The sequence below is a fragment of the Eubacterium pyruvativorans genome (genome assembly GCF_900102225.1).
Taxonomy (GTDB): domain Bacteria; phylum Bacillota; class Clostridia; order Peptostreptococcales; family Anaerovoracaceae; genus Aminicella; species Aminicella pyruvativorans.
Genome location: NZ_FNBF01000006.1, coordinates 26,583 through 50,624, shown reverse-complemented (window position 1 = coordinate 50,624; position 24,042 = coordinate 26,583). Strand labels below are relative to the sequence as shown.

The window sequence follows — 24,042 nt, the reverse complement described above, 5'->3', positions numbered from 1 at the left end:
ACATGTCAGAGTATGTTGATGACAGAATATCATGGGATGAATATTTCATGCAGATGGCGGAGCTGACGGCGAAGCGGTCCACCTGCCTCCGTCGGCAGGTGGGAGCGGTGATCGTGAAGGATAAGCACATCATCGCCACAGGCTACAACGGGGCGCCGAAGGGGCTGAAACACTGTGCACAGCTGGGGGGATGCCTCCGGGAGAAGCTCCATGTGCCGTCGGGAGAACGGCACGAGCTATGCCGGGCGCTTCACGCCGAGCAGAATGCGATCATTCAGGCGGCGACCCTGGGTCAGAGCATTGAGGGCGGCACGATCTATGTGACACATCATCCCTGCAGCATCTGTGCGAAGATGATTCTGAACGCAGGCCTTGAGCGGATCGTGATCCGGGAAGGATACCCGGACACACTGGCGAAGGAGATCCTGTCCGAAGCCGATCTGGAAGTGGACAGACTGGAGAGAGAAGAATGACAGAGATCACAGTTACGAAAATGATGGTCATCCTTTCTTTTGCGGTGGCAGTGGGGATTGCGGCGTTGGTGACGCCCCTGGCGATTCGTCTGGCTCCGAAAATCGGCGCCATGGATGTTCCTAAGGACGGGCGGCGGATGCACGATCACGCCATGCCCCGGTTCGGGGGGCTGGCAATCTATGTGGGCTCCATGGTGCCGATTCTGTTCTGGCTCCACAGTGATCCCCGGATCCGGGCAGCCGCGCTGGGGGGAACCCTGGTCTATCTGCTGGGCATCACGGATGATCTGAAGAACCTGAATGCGAAGCTGAAGTTCGGATTGGAGACGTTGATTGCGATTCTGATGTACGCCATGGGTCTCCGGATCCGGTTTATTTCCACCTTCTTTTTTGGGGACGGCAACTGGCAGTTCGGCGAGGGACTCTGTTTCGTGGTCACGGTTCTCTGGATCGTGGGCATCACCAACACCATCAATCTGGTGGACGGTCTGGACGGTCTGGCGGCGGGGGTGGCATCCATCGCTGCGGTGTCCATCGCCTACGTGGCCTATATTCACGGAGACACCTACGGCATGACGGTGGTGTGTCTGGCCATGGTGTGTCTGGCGGGGGGAGCAGTGGGCTTCCTGCCGTATAACTTTTATCCTTCGAAAATTTTCATGGGGGACGGCGGTTCGCTGTACCTGGGATTCATGCTGGCCTCTCTTTCCGTGGTGGGGCCGCTGAAGCAGTCCACTCTGGTGGCGATCATTGTGCCTGTGGCGGTGCTGGGTATTCCGATTTTCGACACCTTCTTCGCCATTGTGCGCCGGCTGGTGAACCACCGGCCTATCATGGAGGCGGACAAGGGGCACCTGCACCACCGGCTCATCCGCTCCGGTTACGGACAGCGGCGGGCGGTGCTGATGATCTACGGCATCAGCGGCATCATGGGAATGACGGCGATTCTGATCAGCCGGAATCTCTACAAGGATGCCTTCGCCCTGTTCTGCATTGCCGTGCTCTATGTCTATGTGTTCCTCACTGATCCGAATCACAAGCTGCCGATGATGAAGGCGGTGGATGTGAAAGCGGAAGAGGAACGGCAGGAGAAGGCGGCGAAGCATCCGAAGACAGACAAAGAATAACCGGGCATCCGGTCGTTATGATTTCTTAAGGAACGGGACTAAGGAATCCTTAAGAAAGCCCGGATTATTAAGAAGTCTTAAGATTGATCGTATACAACAGTGGTAAATAAACAATTAACAGGCGGAAATTTAGTGTATGAGTGCTAAATTTCCGCCTGTTTTGTGTTGAGAATGTGAAAAGATTTCTTAAGAAATTGAAATACTGCCGGCGCCTCCGATATAATGGGACCATCAATTGGAAAGCAGATTGGAGGGTACGGTATGCGGAATATCAGAATGAAGAAGTGGACGGGTGTATTGCTGGTGGCGCTTCTGGCAGTGTGCATGATCCTGATTGCAGGTGCGGCACAGAAGTCCTATGGCGCTGTGAACAACAGCAAGCAGGCAGGCTATTCCGCATATATCCGGAAGGTGAATCCGCGGGTATCCAAGAAGAGTGCTGACAGCATGGCGGGATATTTCATTCAGTATGCGAAGAAGAACAAGCTGAATGAGCGCTATCTGATGGCCATGGCCCAGTGTGAGAGCACGTTCAATCAGCGTGCCTACAATTCCTGCGGTTACTACGGACTGATGCAGACCACCGCCCACCTGGGACGGATGTTCGGCGGTGTGAGCGCCGGCTCCCTGCTGAATGCGAAGCACAGCATCCGCACCGGAGCGGGTTATCTCAGATATAATATGAATGCATTCAACAACAATTATTTCAAGGCGATCTCCGGGTATGTGAACGGCACCGGCGCTGTGAAGAGCGGGTACTACAGAAAAGAACCGGCCAGAAGAAGAATTGCAATCAAGAAGAACATCGACCGTTTCATGAAGACCCACCACTACGAGGTGAAGCAGACGGTGCGTGACACACTGAAATGAAAGGAAAGCGATCTGACAGAGACGCTTTCCGTGATGAAAACCGTATGGGATCCGTTCCCGTACGGTTTTGTTTGTATGCCGGAAATATTGCCCCCTTCCGGATTCAATGCTAAAATAGGTTATTATATTTTTCGGACCGGGGCGTCCTTTCGGGAAAGGAAGAGCAGATACATGGGGATTGACGATATTTGTACGGTTTCCTACACAGAGGAAACGGGTCTGGTCATTCTGGATCAGACGAAACTGCCGAATGAAGAGGTTTACGTCCGGCTGGAAACGAAAGAAAGTGTCTGGGACGCCATCCGGAAGCTGATGGTGCGGGGGGCGCCCGCCATCGGTGTATGCGCCGGCTACGGTCTGGCGGTATCCATGGAGCGGGATGATTCCCGGGACACTGAAACGTTCCGCCGGCACGTCCGGGAGACGGCGGCATACCTGAACAGTTCCCGGCCCACGGCAGTGAATCTGAGCTGGGCGCTGGAGCGGCTGTGCAGCCGCCTGGACCGGTATCTTCAGAACCCGTCGGAAAACGCCGTGGGAAGCGCCGGAGTGGCGGAAGGAATGAGGGCGGAAGAAAAGACGGCGGAAGGCATGAGGAACGCAGGGGCCGGTACTTTTTGTCCTGACATCTCCGGGGCGAAGCGGGTTCTGTTCGACGAGGCAGAGAAGATCCGGCGGGAAGACGAAGCGGCCTGCCGGAAGATGGGCGAATTCGGCCTCACCCTTCTGAAGCCGGACATGGGCATTCTGACCCACTGCAATGCGGGGACCCTGGCCACGGCGAAATACGGCACCTGCCTCTCTCCGATCTATGTGGGGCAGGAGAGAGGGTATGATTTCCGTGTGTTCGCTGACGAAACCCGGCCGCTCCTGCAGGGCGCCCGGCTCACTTCCTGGGAACTGATGAAGGCCGGGGTGGACGTGACCCTGATCTGCGACAATATGGCAAATCAGGTGATGAAAAACGGCTGGATCGATGCCGTGGTGGTGGGCTGTGACCGAATGGCCGCCAACGGGGACGGGGCGAACAAGATCGGCACTTCCGGCGTGGCGGTGCTGGCGAAGGAATACGGGATTCCGTTCTATATGTTTGTGCCGACTTCCACCATTGATCTGGAGACGAAAACCGGAGAGGATATCGTCATTGAACAGCGGGACGGAGAGGAAATCGGCAGCATGTGGTACCAGCGGCCCATGGCGCCGGCGGGCGTGAAGAAATATAACCCCGCCTTCGATGTGACGCCGTCCCGGTACATCACTGCCGTGGTGACGGAGAAGGGAATTGTCCGCCCGCCGTACGAGGAAAATCTCAGAAAGATCATGGAAGATGAGCTATAAAGTCCGGCTCCCGGTTTTCGAGGGGCCCTTCGATCTGCTGGTGTACCTGATCGAAAATGCCCGGATGAGCATCTACGACATCCGGATTTCCGAAATCACCGGCCAGTATCTGGAATACATTCAGACCATGCGGGAACTGAATGTGAACGTCGCTTCGGAGTTCATGGTGCTGGCGGCGGAGCTGCTCCGGATCAAGTCGAAAATGATGCTGCCGGGGGTGCAGGACGCCGGCGGGAATGTGGTGGAAGAAGATCCCCGGAGTGATCTGGTGCGCCGGCTGGTGGAATACCGGAAGTGCCGGGCCGCCGCCGGGAAACTTGCCGAAGCGGAGAACGTCATGGAAGATGTCTTCACGAAGCCTCAGGAAGATATTTCGGCGTTCCGGGACAACCCGGAGGAGTATCTCCGCCTGGACATCCAGGAGTTTGCAAGGGCCTTCCGCCAGTTCCTCCACCGGAAACGGCGGCTGGAACGGGTCAGGCGGCACTACTCCGTGCTGCGCCGGGACCGGGAAACCCAGGAAAACCGGATGCGTTACATCCGGGAGCTTTTCCTGCCGGCCAACACCGGGCGGGCCGTTACCCGGCGGAATTTCGCAGAACTGGTGCCGGATGGGGGGAGCCGCCGGGATGTGATCGTCAGTTTTTTGTCTGTTCTGCAGATGACCCGGGATCATTACCTGGATGTGGAGCAGAAGTCGCTGTACGGAGAGATCTTCGTCATGAACGGCGGCCGGAGCCTGGAGCATTTCGTTCCCCGGGCAGAAACCTTCGGGGAAGAAGGCGGGGAGGAAACGGAGGAGTAATTGTTCACCAAGGAAAGAATGAAAGCCGCCCTGGAGACCATGCTTTTCGTCTGGGGCCGGCCGCTGGCGGCGAAGGATGCGGCGAATGCGCTAAATATCAGTGAACAGGAGTGCACCGATCTTCTGCTGGAGCTGGCCGGGGAATACGACGAAGCCGGCCGGGGCATCCGGATCCGCCGCATGGGACGATCCTTTCAGATGGCCACGGACCCGGCGAACGGAAGCTTCGTCCGGCGGCTCTGCACCCCGGTGAAGGTGAAGCGGCTGTCCCAGGCTGCCCTGGAGGTGCTGGCGATCATCGCCTACCGCCAGCCGGTGACAAAGGGTGAAATTGAAGCGATCCGGGGCATCCGCTGCGACCGGGTGGTGGAAGGGCTCCGGCAGAAGGACCTGATCCGGGAATGCGGACGGTCCACCGGGGTGGGGCGCCCGATTCTCTACGGAACCACAGACACATTTCTGCAGCAGTTCGGCTTCGCCACCCTAAAGGAACTGCCGGAGATCAACGATATCGGAGACGTCATCGGGATTGAGGAAGATGAAGAGGGGACGAACCCCCGGCAGATCCGCATGAAGATGGAGGAGTGAGAAATGATCGATAATGTCATACTGGTGGGGATGCCTTCCAGCGGGAAAAGCACCGTGGGCCGGGAACTGGCCCGGGTTCTGGGACTCCGGTTCGTGGATTTGGACCGGCTGATCGAGGCCCGGGAAGGAATGCTGCTGCAGGAGATCATCGATACGAAGGGGAACCACTACTTCCTCTCTGTGGAAAAATCCGTGTGTGAAACCTTCGGGGAAACCGGGTGTGTGGTGGCCACCGGCGGCAGCGCCATCTTCGCAGAAGAGGCCATCGAACGGATGCGCCGGCAGGGAAAAATTGTATATATCCGTATTTCCGAGGAGACCTGTGAGCAGCGGCTGACGAATCTGGATTCCCGGGGCGTGACCCTGGAGCCGGGTCAGACCATTGCGGATCTCTACCGCTACCGCATTCCGTATTACGAAAAACATGCGGATCTGACCGTGGACAGTGATGACCGTACAGTGGAAGAGGTGGTGGAGGAAGTGAGCTGCCTGCTGGCTCCGAGCCTTGACAAATCCCCGGGCGGCGGAGTAAAATAAAACGGGTGTAACGTGGCGGAGCAGGGCCTTCGCCAACACATAGATGCAGAGAAAGGCGTGATGAATATGAAGAGAATCAAGACCATCGAGACGAGAAACCTGAAGGCGAGCATCGCTGACGGCGGCTGCGGAGAGTGCCAGACTTCCTGCCAGTCCGCCTGCAAGACTTCCTGCGGCGTTGCCAACCAGAAGTGTGAGAAGAGCCTGTAATGGTTCATCAGTACAAGCTGAACGGCTATAACATTGTTCTGGACGTGAACAGCGGTTCTGTACATTGCGTGGATGATGTCGCTTATGACATCATCTCGTTTTTTTGTGAAGCGAAGGACCGGGGACTGGAACCGGACCGGGACCGCATCCAGCGTGAGATTCTGGCGAAATACGCTGACCGGGACGATGTGACGCCGGAGGATATTGACGATACCTTCGCAGATATCGATGAACTGACGAAGGAAGAGAAACTGTTCGCAGAGGATATCTTCGAACCGAGTGCAGGGGTTCTGAAGGAACGGCACACCGAAGTGAAGGCGCTGTGCCTCCATGTGGCCCATACCTGCAACCTGAACTGTTCCTACTGCTTCGCAAGCCAGGGAAAGTTCCACGGGGAGCGGGCCATCATGAGTATGGAAACTGCGAAGCGGGCCATCGACTTCCTGGTCGAAAACTCCGGAAACCATGTGAATCTGGAAGTGGACTTCTTCGGCGGGGAACCGCTGCTGAACTGGGACGTGGTGAAGGGTACCGTGGCCTATGCCCGGTCCATTGAGAAAGAACACGGGAAGAATTTCCGGTTCACCCTCACCACGAACGGTGTGGGCCTGAATGACGAAGTTATGGAATTCGCAAACCGGGAAATGCACAACGTGGTGCTCAGTCTGGACGGAAGGAAGGAAACCCATGACCGTCTCCGGAAGTTCGTGGACGGCCGGGGCAGCTACGATGTGATTGTTCCGAAGTTCCAGGAATTCGTGAAGCGCCGGGGGGACAAGGAATATTACATGCGGGGCACGTTCACCCATGACAATGTGGATTTCACGAAAGACCTGTTCCACATGGTGGATCTGGGGTTCGACCGGTTGTCCATGGAACCGGTGGTCTGCGATCCGTCGGAACCATATGCACTGACAGAGGAGGATCTGCCGAAGATCTACGAGCAGTATGAGATTCTGGCGAAATACATGCTGCAGAAAGAGAAGGAAGGACATCCGATTACCTTCTATCACTACATGCTGGATCTGACCGGAGGCCCGTGTATTTACAAGCGGATTTCCGGCTGCGGCTCCGGCACGGAGTACTTCGCCGTCACCCCGTGGGGGGATCTGTTTCCGTGCCATCAGTTTGTGGGTGAAGAGCAGTTCAAGATGGGGGACATCTGGAACGGCATTCAGAGAGAAGATATCCGTCAGGATTTCAAGATGTGCAACGTCTATGCCCGGGAAGAGTGCAGAGACTGCTGGGCCCGGCTGTACTGCTCCGGCGGATGCGCCGCCAATGCGTTCCACGGCACCGGCGATATCCGCGGTGTATATGAGTACGGCTGCGATATCTTCCGGAAGCGGATGGAATGTGCCATCATGATGCAGGTTGCGGAACGGATGGATCCCGTAGACGCACAGGAGTAGAAAACCATGAGGATCAATAAATATATCGCCGGCGCCGGCATCACCTCCCGCCGGAAGGCGGATGAACTCATCCGCCGGGGCCGGGTGACGGTGAACGGAAAGAAGATGACGGAGCCGGGGTATGACGTCAGGCCGGGGGATACCGTGTCCGTGGGGGGCCGGAAAATCCGGTCGGAGGAGAAGAAGGTTTACTACCTGCTGAACAAGCCCATCGGCGTCATCACTTCGGTGAATGATGAGGAGGGCCGGTACACGGTGGTGGATCTGATGCAGGACGTGGAGCAGCGGGTCTTCCCGGTGGGACGGCTGGATTACAACACCTCCGGACTTCTTTTCATGACCAATGACGGGGACTTCGCCTATCATCTGACCCATCCGAAGAACCATGTGGGAAAGACCTACATCGTCCGGATTGCGGGCAACATTACGAAGGGGAAGGTGGAACGCCTTCGCCGGGGCGTGGACATCGGCGGTTATGTGACCAGACCTGCCGATGTAGAGGTGATCATGTGGACGAAACATTCCACCCAGCTTCGGGTCACCCTCCACGAGGGGAAGAACCGGCAGATTCGCCGGATGTTCGCAGCGGTAGGGCATCCGGTGCAGGAGCTGACCCGGATTTCCTACGGCAATGTGACGCTGGGTCACCTGAAAGCGGGCCAGTACCGGAAACTGAATCCGTCGGAAGTGAATTATCTGATGGGACGTTAGCGCCCATAGAAGAAGCGGGCCGCTGCCGGCGGGGAAGGGAGTATGAAATTCTCCCTTTCCCGCCGGGGGCGGCCCGCCTTTTTTCTATTCTTCCGATGTGAAGGCGTTCAGGAAACGGTCCAGAGACGCCCGGTCCGGGAAGATCGCCCGGGCCGATTCTTTTTTGCCTCCGCCCCGTGCCCCGAAGCCTGAAGATAGATCCTTCACACAGGCGCCGCACTCCGTTCCCGGCCGGCCGTCGGACACCAGCACCACCGTACAGGCCGGGTCCGCCACCAGCGCAATCCGGTCCGGGCAGTCCGGACTGATCCGTTTCGCGATCTGAAACAGGTCGTCCACGCTCAGATCTGTATAGTGACGAACCAGCCGGGGCTTCATCACCCGGCGCAGTTCTTCCGTTTCGGCCTCGGTGAGACGCCGCTTCAGCCGGTGCAGGGTTTCCAGGGTTTCCCGGTTCTTTTCTTCGTAGGCGGCGAATTTCGCCGGAAGTTCTCCGATGCCGGAACTCAGGGCGGTGCCGATGTCATACAGGGTGTTGAACTGATCCCGGTAGTGCCGGAGCGCCCGGCCGCCGCACTCGAAAAAGATGCGGGACATGCCCTTGTTCGGTTCGATCCGGTAGATCTTCAGAATGCCGATCTGCCCGGCGGAGGAAGGGTGGGTGCCGCAGCAGGCACAGCAGTCCGCCGGGTTATCCGGGTCGCCGATGGTGACCACGGAAATGTCCCGGTCGATTTTCAGTTTCTTTCGCAGCGGCATTTTCTCTGCCTCTTCCCGGGTGGAGAAATAGTCTGTCCGGATCGGGGCGTCGCTCATGATGACCCGGTTGGCCTCCTGCTCCGCCGCCATGGCCATTTCCCAGGTCAGACGTTCATACCGGGGGCTGCCGTCCGGATTGCGCACGCTGTCTTCACACCGGAAATCAATGTCGATGGTGATGGCGTCCTCTCCCATGTGGAAGCCCCGGTTGGCGCCGCCGAACAGCCGATAGACTGCGCCGGAAAGGATGTGCTCCCCGGCGTGCCGCTGCATATTGTCGAAACGGTTGTCCCAGTCGATCTCCATTTCCACCGTGTCCCCCGGAGTTAATAACATTTTTTCGGGGTTATCGACATGTATGATGTGGACAAGTTCGTTATCCACATCGTTTACATGTACAACCGGGTAGGATTCCGGGGAATTTTTTCCCCGGTTCCGGGGATCATTTATGTGGATAACCCGGCCTGTGTCGCAGTGCTGCCCGCCTTCCTCCGAAAAAAACACGGTGCGGTCGAAGGTCACCTGGAAATCTCCGCTGCAATCCGGCCGGGGGCTGACCCCGGTGACCTCTGCCCGGGTGCGCCGGAGGGTTACATCAAGCTGGTATAATCGTTCTGCTGTCATTTCAGATCCTTCTTTCCGGGCCGGGGCCGATGCTCCGGCCGCTGTTATTTCTGTATAATCTGCTCCAGAAATGCGTTGAAATCCGATTCGCCGCTTTCCAGAAACATATTCATCACCGGTTCATTGAAAACATAGGCCTTCTCCATGGTGAGCTGGCTGTTCACCGGGGAGGCGACCAGGTTCAGCTCCATGGTGACGCTGTCCCTGTATGTACTGGCGGAGAGGATCAGCTGTCCGCTTCCTGTGATGTGGTAGATCCCCATCAGATCATCGTAGAGGTGATAGGACTTCTTCGCCACATGATTGTTGTCCTGATGGTAGATCATCAGAGAGTAGCCGTCCTCCTCATCGATGTACATGGCCCGTTTCGTCAGCTCGGTGGAGTCGATGCCGAACGCATTGGGAATTCCGTTGTACCGATATACCGTGACATATTCCTTGTGGCTGAGATTCAGGTAAGCTTCCTGATCGGAAATCTCCATGGAGGAGACCACTTCTGCCCCGGTCACCACCATATCCGGCCCTGCCATGGCCCGGGTCACATCGTCCGAGGCGTCGGGCAGGAGTTCCCGGAAGGCCCTGCGGATGTCCGCGGACATGCCCCCGGCGGCGGGTTCCCGGCCGAAGGTGAGGCGGATCACATGCAGACGGTAGCGGTAGATTCCGTTGTCATCGTACCCGGTCAGTGCCCGGCAGAGGGCGGTTTCCCCGTAGGGATCGGTTTCCACTTCGTTCTGATAGAATGACTGCAGCGGCAGCCCGGGGAATAATGCACTGTTTTCCTCCGCACCGGAAAGATACCGCAGGCCCTCTTCGTCGTGCTCGCAGGCCCGCATGATATAGTAATTGGCCAGCTCCGCCCGGTTTCTCATCATGTGGCGGACGCAGGTCATGCGGAACAGCAGCAGCCGGTCCTTCTCGGACAGCTCGTCCGCCGACCGGAGCAGGAAATCGTAACCTTCCCGTCCCTCCGGCAGCATCACCTGATGGCGGCGGCTGATCCGCACGGCTTCATGAAACAGATGCACCGCCTGATTCTCTGTGACGGCGATCTTCTCCGCTCCCAGTCCGCCGATGAAGGAGTTCTCCGTACGGGTTCGTGCGGGCTCGGTGCCGTCCAGCAGGTATTCGAACCGGTCGAACCCGAATTCGATGGCATCGAAATAGAAGTACTGATGCATTCTTTCCCAGCCGGGCTCCGTGTTCTCCCATTCCAGGCCCATGCAGACCACGCCCATGAGCCGGGTGTCCGTGACCCAGCCCCGGCAGAACCGGAGGGCATCCCGGCGCACCGGGTATTCCAGCTTCTTCTCATATTGCTTTTCGTCCTGCCCGGGGGAGGCATCCTGCAGTCCGCCCGGGAGTACTCTGAATTTGAATTCTGTCAAAAAAATACCTCACATTCGTTCGTCCGCCGGCATACCCCGCAGGACGCTCTGTTATCCTGCAAGTATACTATCTTACCGGTTTCCGGGCAAGGGGGCGGCGGATTCATACAAGGAAGCGGAATTGTATAGTGTTCCGCTGCGGGAATTCGTGTACGATACTAACGAATAAAGACCTTATCGAGAGCGGCTGAGGGAATAGGCCCGTTGATGCCCGACAACCTGTATCCACCGGAAGGTGGGTGCAAGGTGCCAAATCCTACAGGACATGACAGAGAGCCATGTGCCTGAAAGATAAGGAATGATGCGTCAGACATTCCTTTTCTTAGATCGATAAGAAAAGGTTTTTTCTTTTTTCATAACAGAATTACGTAACGGATCCGCGGTGTGGTGCTGACGACCTGCGGCCCCGGGTCCATGGAGGAATGAAGATGAAGAAATTATTTACATCAGAGTCCGTAACAGAAGGACATCCTGACAAGATCTGCGACCAGATCTCCGATGCGGTTCTGGATGCGATCCTGGCAGAGGATCCGGACGGCAGAGTTGCCTGTGAGACAACCGTCACCACCGGCCACGTTTTCGTCATGGGTGAAATCACCACCAGCGCCTATGTGGACATCCCGAAGATTGCCCGGAATGTGATCCTGGACATCGGCTATGACCGGGCGAAATACGGATTCGACGGATCCACCTGCGCCGTTGTCTCCGCCATCGATGAGCAGTCCGGCGACATCGCCATGGGTGTGGACGATGCGAAGGAACACAAGGAAAGCGAAGTGAAGGATCCGTACGATGCGATCGGTGCGGGAGACCAGGGCATCATGTTCGGCTTCGCCTGCAACGAGACGCCGGAGCTCATGCCGATGCCGATTTCCCTTGCCCATAAGCTGGCGCTTCAGCTGACAAAGGTCCGTAAGGAAGGCGTTCTGGATTATCTCCGTCCGGATGGAAAGACCCAGGTCACCGTAGAGTATGATGATGACAAGGTGAAGCGGATCGACACCGTTCTGATTTCCACCCAGCATGCGCCGGAAGTGACCCAGGAACAGATCCGGAAGGACATCATCGAGAAGGTCATCCGGCCGATCATCCCGGCGGAGCTGCTGGACGATGAGACGAAATATCTGGTGAACCCGACCGGCCGTTTCGTCATCGGCGGACCGCAGGGAGATTCCGGACTGACCGGACGGAAGATCATCGTGGATACCTACGGCGGCTACGCCCATCACGGCGGCGGCGCATTCTCCGGAAAGGACCCTACGAAGGTGGACCGTTCCGCCTGCTATGCGGCCCGTTATGCGGCGAAGAACCTGGTCGCTGCCGGTCTGGCAGACAAGGTGGAGATTCAGCTGGCCTACGCCATCGGCGTGGCGAAACCGGTTTCCATCATGGTGGATTCCTTCGGCACCGGCAAGCTCAGCGATGAAGAACTGGCAGAAGTGGTGAACCGTCACTTCGACATGCGGCCGGCTGCCATCATCGACAACCTGAAGCTGCGCCGTCCGATCTACCGTCAGGTGGCTGCATACGGCCACTTCGGCAGAACTGACATCGATGTGCCGTGGGAACACACAGATAAGGTGGAAGAGCTGAAGGCAGAACTGAAATAATGAACCAATAACGGGGCGCTGTCCGAACGAAAAACGTAATCGTTCGGGCAGCGCCCCGTTTTCATGTGGACCCGCCGCCGGCATCCGGCGGGTCAGCATATGTATTCGGGTCTGCGGGATGCCGGCCCGAATACGCAGGATGACCGGGAATCAGCGGGCATCGTCCAGCCGCTCGGAAGCTTTGATCGAAAGCTCGCCCCGCTCGCAGCGGTTGCCCCAGCCGTCGATCAGCCGGCCGTCACGGTAGACACAGATGATTTCGCAGTTGTTCGGACACCGGCCGCAGGTCACTTCCCTGGTGACGAATTCCATATCTTCGACAGAAAAGTCGAAGACTGCACGTTTCACATTGCGGCGGGCCAGGATGGCGGCGCCGATGGCGCCCATCAGATGGCCGTTCTCGTCCACGATGATCGGACAGCCCAGCTGGCGTTCGAAGGCCTTGACGACGCCGATGTTTTTCGAGACACCGCCCTGGAAGACCACCGGGGACTGAATTCGCTTTCCCTTTCCCACGTTATTCAGGTAGTTGCCCGCAACAGCCTGACAGAGCCCGGCCACAATATCCTCCTTCGTGTGGCCGACCTGGATCTTGTGTACCAGGTCGGATTCTGCGAATACGGTGCAGCGGGCGGCGATCTGTGTCGGGTGCTGGGACTGAAGGGCGATCTCCCCCATTTCCTCCACCGGAATACCGAGACGGCGGGACTGGGAGGAAAGGAATGCCCCGGTTCCTGCCGCACACAGGGTGTTCATGGCATAGTCGATGGCGATGCCGTTTTCGATGAGGATGATTTTCGAGTCCTGTCCGCCGATTTCCAGAATGGTCCGGACGTCCGGGTGGAAGGTGGTGGTTCCCACAGCGTGGGCGGTGATTTCGTTCTTTACCACCGCGGCTCCCAGGATGGTTCCCACCAGTTTCCGGGCAGAACCGGTGGTGCCGGTGGCCACGATCTGGTACCGGTCCCGGTCGAAGGGCTCTTCCAGCAGTTTCACCAGCTTCTTGACGGCACCGATGGGATTCCCCTCCGTCCAGATGTAGCTGCTGGAGAGAATGTTGTTATTTTTGTCTATAATGACGCCCTTCGTGGAGATGGACCCGACATCGACGCCCAGATAGACATATTCTTTCTGATTTTCAGGTGTCATAGCTAATTGACCTTCTTTCTCATTTCGATCATGTCATAGAATGCTTCCAGCCTGGTCATGAGACTGGCGCTTCCGGTCTGTGTATCGTAGGTCAGATACAGGATCGGAATCTTGTACTCTTCTCCGATCCGCTGCAGCACCGGCATAACATCGATCTCCGGTGTGCAGCCGGCGGACTTCAGGTGAACGATTCCGTCATACCCTTCTTCGGCACATTTCTTCGCATACCAGATGTTGGCCGTGGATGTGGGGCCCATTTCGTAGGTACAGTAGTCCTGGATCCGGACATGCAGATTCTTTTCGCCGGGGTAGTGGAGATTGCGGTTCGTCAGATTCATCCAGCGGTGGACCTCCACCCCCATATCGGCCAGTGTCTGCTCCAGATCCAGATTGGAGAATTCATCCATAATGGTGAAGTATTCCCCCACCAGACCGACCCGAAGCGGCCGGGGTCCCTTGTTCAGCGGCACCGTATCGAAGGCTTCCCGGCAGCGGTTGTAGCCGGCCTGAATATCTTTCAGACTGTTCGCCTGGGACATGTCACGATAAAACCGGCGGAGTACGTTCCGGAAAGCCCCTTTCTCCGTTTCGAACCCGCAGTTTTCGTAGTACCTCGCTTCGATGTCATCGATATCTTCGATCATCTTCAGAGCTTCCATGCCGTACTTCAGTGACCGGACCGGGCTGATGTCCGGACAGAGTTTTTTCAGCGCCTTCAGATAATCCTTGTTTTTTCCGGTGGTGTATTCTGCAAAGTTGATATAGCCGAAGGAATACCCCAGATCCCGCAGAATCTGTTCTGCCAGTTCTCCGTAATAGCCCAGACGGCAGTAGCCCATGGACATCAGCAGGGTGTCGGCACCTGCCTCCAGGGATTCGATCATACTGCCGAGGATCGTTTTGAACGGTGTGCAGACCATGTCCGGCGCATACTTCGCTCCCAGTTCCATGGTTCGTTTCGTCATGCGGGGCTGCATGACGTAGGTCTGCTCCAGTCCCTGTTCCACGAAATACCGGATGGCGTAATTGTACCGGGCAATCATGGGAAATGAGATTTTCTTCTTTTCTCTTGTCTTCGTCATGCCATTTCTCCCTCCCTCTGATCTCTCTTCGCTCCGGCACATGCGGCGACCGCACGCCTCTCTGCTTCCTCGTTCAGCCGGTCTTCCGTGTCTCCGTGATTCATCCGGAGAATGTCGATGAAACTCTCCAGACGGGTTTCTACGCCGGCAGTGCCGGACTGTGCGTCCAGCGTCAGTTGAAGAATCGGAACCCGTTTCCCGTAGGCCTTCCGGATGATCATTTCGTTGACCATGGAATCCAGGGCGCAGGGGTAGCAGGACAGGAGGATGATGCCGTCCAGATCATTGATATGCATGGCCAGGCTGCCGGCCAGTTCTTTCGAGAGCTCCCACTTCAGAGTTGGAGAAAGCTCATGGGCGGTGGCCCGGGCTTTTTTCCGGTTTACCAGGTCGGAACGGATCGGAAGTACGTCCAGCTGACGCAGTGCATCCAGCACCGGCTTTCCGATGTATTCGTCCTCGATGATATAGCTGTGCCCGGCGACCGCGACACGCAGCCGGTCTTTTTGTCGATAAAGCGCCTCGGTCTTCTTCGCAAGTTCGGCAATTTCATTCTCCATGGCCTTCTGGCTGTTCCGGTACGCCCGTTTCGCTTTCGGGCCAGGCACGCCCAGGCGGCGGCCCATTTCCAGAAAGGCGCTTTCCTCTTTCTCCCGGCACTGCACATCCACGCTGTAGGACAGGATCCGGAGATTTCGGCCCCGGAAGATGTTGCTGACGATGTCCGGCAGACCTTCGAAGGTGGTGCACATATTCCGGCGGATGCCGTAATCGACAATCCGCGGAACCAGAATCATGTCGCAGTGTCCTGCCAGTTCCTCCACATGCCCGAGGTAGATTTTCACCGCCAGGCACATTTCGTCAATGGCCGCCTTGGTGCCGTTTTCCAGGATCCGGCGGTTGGTCGGCGGACTGACGACGATTTTCATTCCCAGTTCTTCGAAGAACGTCTTCCACATCGTGATCTGACGGGGGTACAGCAGCGCCCGGGGTATCCCGATGGTGAGGGGCTCTTTGTCATGGAAAAGAGGATTTGGTTTGTATTTCTTCTGTTTCATATTCTCACCTCTATGACAGCGGATTGGCAGAAAAGATCTGCCGCCACATAATGTATTGTATTTCAGTAATGTGCGAACGGTAATACACAGAACGGGTTTTTTGTCTGAATCCCGGGGCTTTCCCGCCGGGCGGGGGATGCTGCAGAATCTCTCGGAGGACAAAGGATATAAATTTGTTGTAAACCAATAATTATCGTTGCGAAATTAGTGGATCGGAAATATAATAGTCTCGTATCGCCCGGAGGAAGGGAGGTACTGAAACAGAAATGAATCATGATCAAGGAGAGAAACATATGGGGATTAAAGTTGCGAAGTTTGGTGGATCTTCCGTGGCGGACGGCATTCAGCTGAAGAAGCTGAAGGATATCATTCAGGCGGATCCGGACAGGAAATACGTGATTGTGTCTGCGCCGGGGAAACGGTACAGCGGAGACAGTAAGATCACGGATCTTTTGTATATGTGCCAGACGCAGCGGCAGCATAATATTCCGTATGATCAGCTGTTCCAGGTCATCACGGACCGGTACAGTGCAGTGAAATATAATCTGAACATCGATGTGGATCTGGACAGCCGGTTCGAGGAGATCAAGGGGAATCTGGAGAAGGGCTGTTCGGAGGATTACATCGTCAGCCGGGGCGAGTATCTGTCGGCGATTCTGGTGGCGGCCTACCTGGACTTCGACTTCGTGGATACGCAGCCGCTGATCTTCTTCGATAAGCGGGGCCGCCTGATGGCGGAAGAGACCAATGCGGCTCTGGCAGAGGAACTGGCGAAGCACGAACGGGCGGTCATTCCGGGATTCTACGGTTCTTCGAAGGAAACCGGAGAGGTGAAGGTGTTCTCCCGGGGCGGTTCCGACGTCACCGGCTCCGTTGTCGCCCGGGCGGTGCAGGCGGATATGTACGAAAACTGGACCGATGTTTCCGGCCTGCTGATGGCGGACCCGCGGATTGTGAAGGATCCGGAGCCGATCAGCCGGATCTCTTATGTGGAACTGAGAGAGCTGTCCTACATGGGCGCCAGCGTGCTCCATGAAGATGCGGTCTTCCCGGCCCGGAAGGCGGGCATTCCGATCAACATCCGGAACACGAATGAACCGGAAGATCCGGGCACCATTATCACCACAGAGGCCGAGGAAGATCAGCAGAAGATCATCAGCGGCGTGGCCGGAAACAAGGACTTCACGGTCATCGCAATCTACAAGAACATGATGAACAAGGAAGTCGGCTTCCTCCGCCGGGTTCTCACGGTGCTGGAGGATATGGACATCAATTTCGAGCATGTTCCGACCGGCATCGACACCATTTCCGTGGTGATCTCCAATGATGAGCTGGACGGAAAGCTGGAGGATGTGGTGGATGCACTGGAGCGTCAGCTGAATCCGGACGACATTACGGTACACGAGAATATTTCCCTGATCGCAGCGGTCGGTACCGGAATGAACCGCCGTCTGGGAACGGCGGCGAAGATGTTCTCCGCTCTGGCAGAAGCGGGGGTCAACATCCGCATGATCGATCAGGGATCCAGTGAGATCAATATCATCGTCGGCGTGGACACCGAGGACTTCGAGAAAGCCATCCGGGCGATTTACAATGCTTTCGTTGCATAGCGGGGCGTAATTGAATTTCAGAGATGCCATTGCACTGAGCCATGACTCATACTCAGTGCGGTGGCATCTTTTCTTGTATGGAAAGGCCGGGCGGGGCGGTCGTCCAGGCGGTAGGGCGGTCGTCCGGCAGGTGGGGCGGTCGTCCGGCAGGTGCGAAAATCCCGTTTTTTCGAATTTCGCACCTGGTTTCCGCCGGTTTGGCCGAGAATCAGGGACGACACGATTCTGCCGGGTGCGGAAATGAAAAAATCCTCGTTTCCGCACCCGGCTGTTTGAACACCAAATTATTACATTGTAATTATTTTACTCGAATCGGACACATCGTATACAATCGCCGGATGATCCGTCTGTTCTGCCGGCAGTCACAGTGGCTGTCGGGATGATCGATCGGCAGCTCGGTTATTTTTTGTCTAACACACCCTCAAATAGGTACGATCTGTCTGCGGAGGCAGGTGCGAAAATCCGGTTTTTTCCAGTATCGCACCCTCTGAAGCGGCGGTAATATATTAATCAAGTTTTTCTGTCAGATTCGCACCCTGGAAACGGCGTTTTGGGGTGCGATTTGGGCACATTTGGGCAATTCCGCACCTGCGCCATACAGTATACACGCCAAGGCGGCTTGTGGATCGCCCGTCCGGACCTGAGAAGCGGCCGATCATAAACAGTCCGCCGCCCGGATCCGAGAAATGCCCTGATTGTATACAATCTCCCCCGCATTGCCGGATCAAGGCTGTCGGATTTACGAAAAATGGAGGGCATTTTCTCATTGACAGCAGTCCGGAATGGGGGTATGATGATTAACGCTGTGAAAACTTAACGATGTTAAGTATTGGCAGGGATAATTATTTCGGATGAAAATAGTTCCCTGTGTCCGCTGGAGGATGCGGGGGCTTTGCGAGGCAGGCATGACGAACGAGTATAAGGAACGGAATGATGAAAAAGCGGATGAAAAACGGCCGGAGGATGCGGCGGAACGGTGGGACCGGGATTTTGTCCGGGAACTGCATGCGATCCGGCGTCCGAAGATCCTGAAACGGATCCCTGGGCTGAATAACGGGGAGGTTTGGATCCTCGGGGCGATCTGGGGACTTGAACGGGAACGGCAGATGGAAAGAATCCGGGTCAGTGAGCTGGTGAAGATGATGCACTGTCCGGCGCCGGCGGTATCCCGCCAGCTGAAAAGTCTGGAATCCCGGTCCTTCATTCTGCGGGAAACGGATCCGGAAGACCGGCGGAATACGCTGGTCTCTCTGACGGATGCGGGGATTGCGAAGGCAAAGGAGATGGAAGCGTGCCTGAATGAGTTCGCCAGAGGCGTATACGAGAGAATGGGCGCGGAGGACATGGAAGAGTTGATCCGGCTGCTTCGCCGGCTGCGTCACATTCTGGAGGAAGAAGAAGGCCGATGGATGTCCGCCGGAAGAAACCGGAAGGAAGAAGCGCCGAAAAAAGGGAAGAAGAAAGGAGAAATGCGATGAGAAATCTGCTCAGGAATCTGAAGCCATACTGGAAGACGGTGATTCTTCTGATCGCCCTTCTGATGGTGCAGGCATACTGTGACATGGCACTGCCGCAGTATACGCAGGATATCATTGATACCGGCATTCAGAACAAGGGCATTGAACATATTCTGCCGGAGCGGCAGCCGGCGGACGAGTACCGGGCCGTCCAGATCTTCATGACGAAGGGGGAGAAGAAGGAATGGCAGAGTATTTATGAGAAATCCGGAACTTATTACAAATTGAAAGTAACAGATGAGAAGCGTCTGGAGAAACTGGATGAAAAGTTCATGACGCCGGTGGTGCTGACCTATCAGCTGGGACACACCAGTGTGAAGACCTTCAAGAAGACGGTGAAGCGCTCCCTGAAGCAGAATGGTTTCGGAGCTGCCGGTTCGTCCGGGGCGCAGAAGAAAGCACAGGAGGAGATGCTGAAGAAGATCGACGCCATGTCCCTCAGTGAAATGGAGAAGACGTTCCATATGGACATCCGTTCCTTCCGGGCGAAGGATGAAAACGGCCGGATGAAGACGTATGTGGATATGCGCAGCATCATGGGAGATATGATCCGGAAGGGAACCATGGACGATGCCCAGATCCGGAAGGCGAAGCGTCAGATGCAGAAGACCATCGACTCCGTCGGGAGCGAGACCCTGAAGGCCATGGGAATCCGCTATGCTGCGGAGTGCAACAAGGCGGCGGGGATCAACGTGAACCGGATGCAGAAGTCCTACCTCTGGCGCTGCGGCGGCAGAATGTTCGCCATGGCGCTGCTGATGATGCTGGTGGCATCCATGGTGTCGTTCTTTGCTTCCCGGGTAGGCGCCAATGTGGGCCGGGATCTGCGCAGGGGCATGTTCCGGAATGTCATGGCTTATTCCAATGCGGAGATGGATCAGTTCTCCACTTCGTCCCTGATCACCCGGTGCACCAATGACGTGCAGCAGGTGCAGATGGTCAGCACCATGATGCTCCGGATGGTGCTCTATGCACCGATTATGGGGGTGTGGGGCATTGTGAAAGTGGCGAACACCCACGCACATATGAGCTGGGTGATCCTGGCCGGTGTGGGAGCGATTGTGTTCCTGGTACTGATTCTGATGGCCCTGGCGCTGCCGAAGTTCAAGATCATGCAGACGCTGGTGGACAAGCTGAACGGGGTGTCCCGGGAAATTCTCACCGGTCTTCCGGTGATCCGTGCCTTCGGCAGGGAGAAGACGGAGGAAGAGCGGTTCGACCGGGCGAATGTGGAACTGAAGAAAACCCAGCTCTTCACCAACCGGGTCATGACGTTCATGCAGCCGTCCATGATGCTGGTCATGTTCAGTCTGTCCGTCCTCATCACATGGGTGGCAGCCCACCGGATCAACGACGGCACCATGCAGGTGGGTGCGATGACTGCCTTTATTACATATAGTATGATGATTGTCATGGCGTTCATGATGATCACGGTCATGTCCATCATCCTGCCTCGGGCCGGTGTGGCGGCGGACCGGATCCACGAAGTCCTGATGACGGAGACGTCCATTGTGGAGAAGGCGGATGCAGAGGCCATTGAAACGAAACAGGGCCGGATCGAATTCCGGCATGTGGGTTTCCGTTATCCGGGGGCAGAGGACAATGTTCTGACCGACATTGATTTCACGGCGGAGCCGGGACAGACGACGGCCATCATCGGCAGCACCGGATCCGGGAAGAGCACCATGGTGAATCTTATCCCGCGGTTCTATGACGTCACAGAGGGAGAGATTCTGCTGGACGGCCGGGACATCCGGGATCTGAAGCTGGCGTCGCTCCGGGAGGAGATCGGATTCGTGCCGCAGAAGGGCATTCTGTTCTCCGGTACCATTGCTTCCAACCTGCGGTTCGGAAGACCGGATGCGGCGGACGAGGAGATCCGCCGGGCGGCGGAAATCGCCCAGGCATCCGAATTCATCGACGAGAAGGAGGAAGGCTACGACAGTTATATTGCCCAGGGCGGCAATAACGTTTCCGGCGGTCAGAAACAGCGTCTTTCCATCGCCAGAGCGATTGCGAAGAAGCCGGCGCTGTTCGTGTTCGACGACAGTTTCTCTGCGCTGGATATGAAAACCGACGCAAAGCTCCGGAAGGTGCTGGCGGAGGAAGAGAAGCAGGCGACGAAAATCATTGTGGCCCAGCGGATCAGCACGATTCTGCATGCGGAGCAGATCATCGTGCTGGATGAGGGCAGGATCGTGGGCAAGGGAACCCACGAGGAACTGATGCGTTCCTGCGAAGTGTACCGGGAAATCGCCCAGTCACAGCTTTCGAAATCAGAATTGGAGGCGGTATAAGTGGCACAGAACGAAACAATAAAAAAATATAACCGGCCCCGGCACCACGGACCGGGCGCCGGCATGGCCCCGGGCGAAAAGCCGAAAAACTTCCGGAAGTCCGCCGGAGACCTCATGCGCTACATGGGGCGTTACAAGATCGGCGTGTTTTTCGTCATGATCTTCGCCGCGGCGGCCACCGTGTTCCAGGTCATCGGACCGAAGATCATGGGACGTGCCACCACGGAGCTGGCGAACGGTCTCATGCGTAAGATCGCCGGCACGGGGGGCATCGACTTCGGCGCCATCGGCAGAATCCTGCTGTTCACCCTGGGCCTCTACCTGACCAGTGCGGCGTTCAACTTCGTGCAGGGATGGATTATGACGGGAATCACCCAGAAAGTCGTCTACCGCATGCGCCGGGAGATTTCGGAGAAGATTAACCGGATGCCAATGAAGTATTTTGAGAGCCGGCCTTACGGCGAAGTCCTGTCCCGGATCACCAACGACGTGGATACCCTGGGCATGGGTCTGAACCAGAGCATCACCGCCATCATCACGGCGGTCTGCACCATCGTCGGCGTTATCGTCATGATGCTCACGATTTCACCGCTCATGACCCTGATTTCTCTGGTTATTCTGCCGTTGTCTGCAGGCCTTCTGACCCTGATCGTGAAGTTTTCCCAGAAGTACTTCAAAGTACAGCAGAGTGCGCTGGGCCGGATCAACGGTCAGATCGAAGAGAGCTTCTCCGGTCAGCAGGTCATCAAGGCCTTCAACCGGGAGCAGGAGACCGTCGGTGAATTCGACCGCACCAACGATGTTCTGTACGAATCGGCCTGGAAGTCCCAGTTCATCTCCGGCATCATGCAGCCGATGATGATGTTTGTGGGGAACCTGGGGTATGCCGGCGTGGCCATTTCCGGCGGATTCCTGGTGATCCGGGGAACCATCGGTGTGGGGGACATCCAGGCATTCATTCAGTATGTGAAGAATCTGACCCAGCCGCTGACCCAGATTGCCCAGGTGATGAACCAGGTGCAGTCCATGACGGCGGCCTCGGAGCGGGTGTTTGAATTTCTGAACGAGGCGGAGGAGTCAGAAGATCCGGCTTCCCCGGCATTAGCGGAAGGGACAAAAGGAAACGTGACCTTCGATCATGTACGCTTCGGCTATGATGCGGATCAGACCATCATCCACGACTTCAGCGTGGATGTGAAATCCGGCGAAAAGATTGCCATCGTCGGTCCGACCGGTGCCGGAAAGACCACCATCGTGAAGCTGCTGATGCGGTTCTACGATGTGAACAGCGGGGCGATCCGCCTGGACGGCCATGACATCCGGGATTTCCGGCGCCGCGATCTCCGGGACAACTTCGCCATGGTTCTGCAGGACACCTGGCTGTTCCAGGGAACGATTATGGAGAATATCCGGTACGGACGGCTGGACGCTACCGACGAGGAAGTCATTGCGGCGGCGAAGGCGGCCCATGCGGACCATTTCATTCGCACGCTGCCGGGAGGCTACAACATGGTACTGAATGAGGAGTCCTCCAACGTCTCCCAGGGGCAGAAACAGCTGCTCACCATCGCCCGGGCGATTCTGGCGGACAAGAAGCTGCTGATTCTGGATGAGGCGACTTCTTCGGTGGATACCCGGACGGAGGAATTGATCCAGTCAGCCATGGATTACCTCATGAAGGGGCGCACCAGCTTCGTCATCGCCCATCGTCTTTCCACGATTCGTGATGCGGACTGCATCCTGGTGATGAACCACGGGGATATTGTGGAACAGGGAACCCATGACGAACTACTGGCCCGGGGCGGGGTCTACGCTGATCTGTACAACTCCCAGTTTGAAGAGGCGGAAGCGTAGTCTCATAACAAAAAAATCCAAGGCAGTTTCCGGGTCGCCCGGTCATTGCAATCTGCTTTCCGGTGCGGGGAAACACGGTGATACGTGTTTCCTTTGCACCGGAAATGTTATATAATAATGAATAACTATTTAAATTGGAGGTATGCAATGAAGAAACTGATCACGATCAGCCGGGAGTACGGCAGCGGCGGAAGAATCGTCGGGGCGAAATTGGCCGAGCGGATCGGTGTTCCGTTTTATGACAGGGAGATCATCGACATGGCGGCTCAGAAGAGTGGTCTGTCCCGGGAGATCATCGAGAAGGCGGAGCTCCGGGCGAAGAGCCAATTCTCCTATACCTTGTCTTCCGCAGTGAATTTCACGGAAGGCGCTGTGGCGGACACCATGTCCATGAACGAGAAACTGTTCCTGGCGCAGTTCGACGTCATCACGCAGATCGGCGAGCTGGGAGAAGGGGTCATCGTGGGCCGCTGCGCAGACTATGTACTCCGGGATTTGCCGGGAGTGACGAATGTGTTCGTTCACGCCAGACTGGAGGACCGGATGGAGCGCTGCATTCAGGTTTACGGAACGGACCCGGCGAAGGCGAAGCGGGAGATCCTGTCCTATGACAAGGCCAGACGGAACTATTACAACTACCATACGTCCCAGAAATGGGGAGATTATGTCAACTACGATCTGGCCATCAATACCAGTCATGTGGATGAGGATTGTGCGGCGGATCTGATCGTGGAGTACATTACGAAGCGGAATAACAAGCACTGATCGGAGGATCGGCGCAGGATCACGTCAGGAGGTAGGACATGAAGAAGAACGAGAAAGACATTTCTGTGAAGGCAGCGTTGAAGGCAGCGGCGGCGATCGTCGGCGTTGGCATGGTTGCGGGAACGACACTGGTTCTCGGCATGAACAAGATCATGAAAGATATCTTCGTGAATGACGAATGGCCGGATGAAGAGTGGTCCAGTGATGACTGGGCGGATGAGGATCTGGACCAGTAATAAAGACAGAAGGAAGGATTTA

General features: G+C 56.6%; 22 protein-coding genes and 1 riboswitch. Of the genes, 17 read left to right on the top strand and 5 right to left on the bottom strand.

Annotation, left to right across the window (positions count from 1 at the left end):
- Positions 1-2: 2 nt before the first annotated feature.
- The 10 genes from BLQ24_RS03580 (at position 3) to BLQ24_RS03535 (ending at position 8,071) form a co-directional block, all read left to right on the top strand.
- The gene (locus BLQ24_RS03580; RefSeq protein ID WP_090162748.1) at positions 3-473 is read left to right on the top strand and encodes a deoxycytidylate deaminase; all 471 of its coding nucleotides are present in this window, start codon (positions 3-5) and stop codon (positions 471-473) included.
- Positions 470-1,600 carry a glycosyltransferase family 4 protein gene (locus BLQ24_RS03575; RefSeq protein ID WP_090162745.1) on the top strand — a complete coding sequence of 377 codons (1,131 nt, stop codon included), beginning with the start codon at positions 470-472 and terminating at the stop codon, positions 1,598-1,600. Before BLQ24_RS03580 ends, BLQ24_RS03575 begins: the two co-directional genes overlap by 4 nt.
- Before the next feature lie 261 nt (positions 1,601-1,861).
- The gene (locus BLQ24_RS03570) at positions 1,862-2,470 is read left to right on the top strand and encodes a transglycosylase SLT domain-containing protein (protein ID WP_163427022.1); all 609 of its coding nucleotides are present in this window, start codon (positions 1,862-1,864) and stop codon (positions 2,468-2,470) included.
- A gap of 171 nt (positions 2,471-2,641) precedes the next feature.
- A complete protein-coding gene (gene mtnA / locus BLQ24_RS03565; RefSeq protein WP_090162740.1) occupies positions 2,642-3,808 on the top strand; it encodes an S-methyl-5-thioribose-1-phosphate isomerase in 1,167 nt (388 codons plus the stop codon).
- Positions 3,798-4,613, top strand: coding sequence for a segregation and condensation protein A (locus BLQ24_RS03560; protein WP_090162738.1), 816 nt, complete (start codon positions 3,798-3,800; stop codon positions 4,611-4,613). The genes mtnA and BLQ24_RS03560 overlap by 11 nt, the downstream gene beginning before the upstream one ends.
- Entirely contained in the window at positions 4,614-5,201 is a 588-nt protein-coding gene (scpB, locus tag BLQ24_RS03555) for an SMC-Scp complex subunit ScpB (RefSeq protein ID WP_090162736.1), read from the top strand.
- Positions 5,202-5,204: 3 nt separating this feature from the next.
- Positions 5,205-5,738 (top strand): shikimate kinase, encoded by a 534-nt coding sequence (locus tag BLQ24_RS03550; RefSeq protein ID WP_242869575.1) that lies wholly within the window; start codon positions 5,205-5,207, stop codon positions 5,736-5,738.
- Between the two features lie 66 nt (positions 5,739-5,804).
- A complete protein-coding gene (gene scfA / locus BLQ24_RS03545) occupies positions 5,805-5,948 on the top strand; it encodes a six-cysteine ranthipeptide SCIFF (protein WP_090162843.1) in 144 nt (47 codons plus the stop codon).
- Positions 5,948-7,360 carry a thioether cross-link-forming SCIFF peptide maturase gene (scfB, locus tag BLQ24_RS03540; RefSeq protein ID WP_090162734.1) on the top strand — a complete coding sequence of 471 codons (1,413 nt, stop codon included), beginning with the start codon at positions 5,948-5,950 and terminating at the stop codon, positions 7,358-7,360. Before scfA ends, scfB begins: the two co-directional genes overlap by 1 nt.
- Before the next feature lie 6 nt (positions 7,361-7,366).
- A complete protein-coding gene (locus BLQ24_RS03535) occupies positions 7,367-8,071 on the top strand; it encodes a pseudouridine synthase (RefSeq protein WP_090162732.1) in 705 nt (234 codons plus the stop codon).
- A gap of 84 nt (positions 8,072-8,155) precedes the next feature.
- Here the strand turns inward: BLQ24_RS03535 and BLQ24_RS03530 are convergent, their stop codons facing one another.
- The gene (locus BLQ24_RS03530; RefSeq protein WP_090162730.1) at positions 8,156-9,454 is read right to left on the bottom strand and encodes an alanyl-tRNA editing protein; all 1,299 of its coding nucleotides are present in this window, start codon (positions 9,452-9,454) and stop codon (positions 8,156-8,158) included.
- Between the two features lie 44 nt (positions 9,455-9,498).
- On the bottom strand, positions 9,499-10,842 hold the full coding sequence (locus tag BLQ24_RS03525) for a hypothetical protein (RefSeq protein WP_090162728.1): 1,344 nt from the start codon (positions 10,840-10,842) through the stop codon (positions 9,499-9,501).
- A 171-nt stretch (positions 10,843-11,013) separates the two neighbouring features.
- Positions 11,014-11,140: riboswitch (SAM riboswitch) on the top strand.
- A 130-nt stretch (positions 11,141-11,270) separates the two neighbouring features.
- Here BLQ24_RS03525 and metK point away from each other — a divergent pair.
- The gene (gene metK, locus BLQ24_RS03520) at positions 11,271-12,452 is read left to right on the top strand and encodes a methionine adenosyltransferase (protein ID WP_090162726.1); all 1,182 of its coding nucleotides are present in this window, start codon (positions 11,271-11,273) and stop codon (positions 12,450-12,452) included.
- Positions 12,453-12,602: 150 nt separating this feature from the next.
- On the opposite strand, the gene BLQ24_RS03515 is transcribed toward metK, so the two are convergent.
- From BLQ24_RS03515 to BLQ24_RS03505, 3 genes are read right to left on the bottom strand one after another with little or no spacing between them, the layout of a single operon-like run.
- Positions 12,603-13,601, bottom strand: coding sequence for an acyl-CoA dehydratase activase (locus tag BLQ24_RS03515; RefSeq protein ID WP_090162724.1), 999 nt, complete (start codon positions 13,599-13,601; stop codon positions 12,603-12,605).
- 2 nt (positions 13,602-13,603) lie between these two features.
- Entirely contained in the window at positions 13,604-14,683 is a 1,080-nt protein-coding gene (locus BLQ24_RS03510; RefSeq protein WP_090162720.1) for a hypothetical protein, read from the bottom strand.
- Positions 14,680-15,741: an acyl-CoA dehydratase activase-related protein gene (locus BLQ24_RS03505; protein ID WP_090162719.1), complete on the bottom strand. Its 1,062-nt coding sequence runs from the start codon at positions 15,739-15,741 to the stop codon at positions 14,680-14,682. Before BLQ24_RS03505 ends, BLQ24_RS03510 begins: the two co-directional genes overlap by 4 nt.
- A gap of 293 nt (positions 15,742-16,034) precedes the next feature.
- Between BLQ24_RS03505 and BLQ24_RS03500 the strand changes: the two genes are divergently transcribed.
- From BLQ24_RS03500 to BLQ24_RS03475, 6 genes are all read left to right on the top strand, one after another.
- Positions 16,035-17,351 (top strand): aspartate kinase, encoded by a 1,317-nt coding sequence (locus BLQ24_RS03500; RefSeq protein WP_090162716.1) that lies wholly within the window; start codon positions 16,035-16,037, stop codon positions 17,349-17,351.
- A gap of 905 nt (positions 17,352-18,256) precedes the next feature.
- A complete protein-coding gene (locus BLQ24_RS03495) occupies positions 18,257-18,829 on the top strand; it encodes a MarR family winged helix-turn-helix transcriptional regulator (protein ID WP_176755855.1) in 573 nt (190 codons plus the stop codon).
- Positions 18,826-21,165: an ABC transporter ATP-binding protein gene (locus tag BLQ24_RS03490; RefSeq protein WP_090162713.1), complete on the top strand. Its 2,340-nt coding sequence runs from the start codon at positions 18,826-18,828 to the stop codon at positions 21,163-21,165. The genes BLQ24_RS03495 and BLQ24_RS03490 overlap by 4 nt, the downstream gene beginning before the upstream one ends.
- Before the next feature lie 63 nt (positions 21,166-21,228).
- Positions 21,229-23,019 (top strand): ABC transporter ATP-binding protein, encoded by a 1,791-nt coding sequence (locus tag BLQ24_RS03485; protein ID WP_090162841.1) that lies wholly within the window; start codon positions 21,229-21,231, stop codon positions 23,017-23,019.
- Between the two features lie 147 nt (positions 23,020-23,166).
- A complete protein-coding gene (locus BLQ24_RS03480; protein WP_163427009.1) occupies positions 23,167-23,784 on the top strand; it encodes a cytidylate kinase-like family protein in 618 nt (205 codons plus the stop codon).
- A gap of 38 nt (positions 23,785-23,822) precedes the next feature.
- Entirely contained in the window at positions 23,823-24,020 is a 198-nt protein-coding gene (locus BLQ24_RS03475; RefSeq protein ID WP_090162708.1) for a hypothetical protein, read from the top strand.
- Positions 24,021-24,042 lie beyond the last annotated feature (22 nt).

Bases quoted from the DNA above. Each gene is read 5' to 3' on its own strand.
- BLQ24_RS03580 (WP_090162748.1), top strand. From the start codon at position 3: ATGTCAGAGTATGTTGATGACAGAATATCATGGGATGAATATTTCATG.
- BLQ24_RS03575 (WP_090162745.1), top strand. From the start codon at position 470: ATGACAGAGATCACAGTTACGAAAATGATGGTCATCCTTTCTTTTGCG.
- BLQ24_RS03570 (WP_163427022.1), top strand. From the start codon at position 1,862: ATGCGGAATATCAGAATGAAGAAGTGGACGGGTGTATTGCTGGTGGCG.
- mtnA (WP_090162740.1), top strand. From the start codon at position 2,642: ATGGGGATTGACGATATTTGTACGGTTTCCTACACAGAGGAAACGGGT.
- BLQ24_RS03560 (WP_090162738.1), top strand. From the start codon at position 3,798: ATGAGCTATAAAGTCCGGCTCCCGGTTTTCGAGGGGCCCTTCGATCTG.
- BLQ24_RS03550 (WP_242869575.1), top strand. From the start codon at position 5,205: ATGATCGATAATGTCATACTGGTGGGGATGCCTTCCAGCGGGAAAAGC.
- scfA (WP_090162843.1), top strand. From the start codon at position 5,805: ATGAAGAGAATCAAGACCATCGAGACGAGAAACCTGAAGGCGAGCATC.
- scfB (WP_090162734.1), top strand. From the start codon at position 5,948: ATGGTTCATCAGTACAAGCTGAACGGCTATAACATTGTTCTGGACGTG.
- BLQ24_RS03535 (WP_090162732.1), top strand. From the start codon at position 7,367: ATGAGGATCAATAAATATATCGCCGGCGCCGGCATCACCTCCCGCCGG.
- BLQ24_RS03530 (WP_090162730.1), bottom strand. From the start codon at position 9,454: ATGACAGCAGAACGATTATACCAGCTTGATGTAACCCTCCGGCGCACC.
- metK (WP_090162726.1), top strand. From the start codon at position 11,271: ATGAAGAAATTATTTACATCAGAGTCCGTAACAGAAGGACATCCTGAC.
- BLQ24_RS03515 (WP_090162724.1), bottom strand. From the start codon at position 13,601: ATGACACCTGAAAATCAGAAAGAATATGTCTATCTGGGCGTCGATGTC.
- BLQ24_RS03510 (WP_090162720.1), bottom strand. From the start codon at position 14,683: ATGACGAAGACAAGAGAAAAGAAGAAAATCTCATTTCCCATGATTGCC.
- BLQ24_RS03505 (WP_090162719.1), bottom strand. From the start codon at position 15,741: ATGAAACAGAAGAAATACAAACCAAATCCTCTTTTCCATGACAAAGAG.
- BLQ24_RS03500 (WP_090162716.1), top strand. From the start codon at position 16,035: ATGGGGATTAAAGTTGCGAAGTTTGGTGGATCTTCCGTGGCGGACGGC.
- BLQ24_RS03495 (WP_176755855.1), top strand. From the start codon at position 18,257: ATGACGAACGAGTATAAGGAACGGAATGATGAAAAAGCGGATGAAAAA.
- BLQ24_RS03490 (WP_090162713.1), top strand. From the start codon at position 18,826: ATGAGAAATCTGCTCAGGAATCTGAAGCCATACTGGAAGACGGTGATT.
- BLQ24_RS03485 (WP_090162841.1), top strand. From the start codon at position 21,229: ATGGCCCCGGGCGAAAAGCCGAAAAACTTCCGGAAGTCCGCCGGAGAC.
- BLQ24_RS03480 (WP_163427009.1), top strand. From the start codon at position 23,167: ATGAAGAAACTGATCACGATCAGCCGGGAGTACGGCAGCGGCGGAAGA.
- BLQ24_RS03475 (WP_090162708.1), top strand. From the start codon at position 23,823: ATGAAGAAGAACGAGAAAGACATTTCTGTGAAGGCAGCGTTGAAGGCA.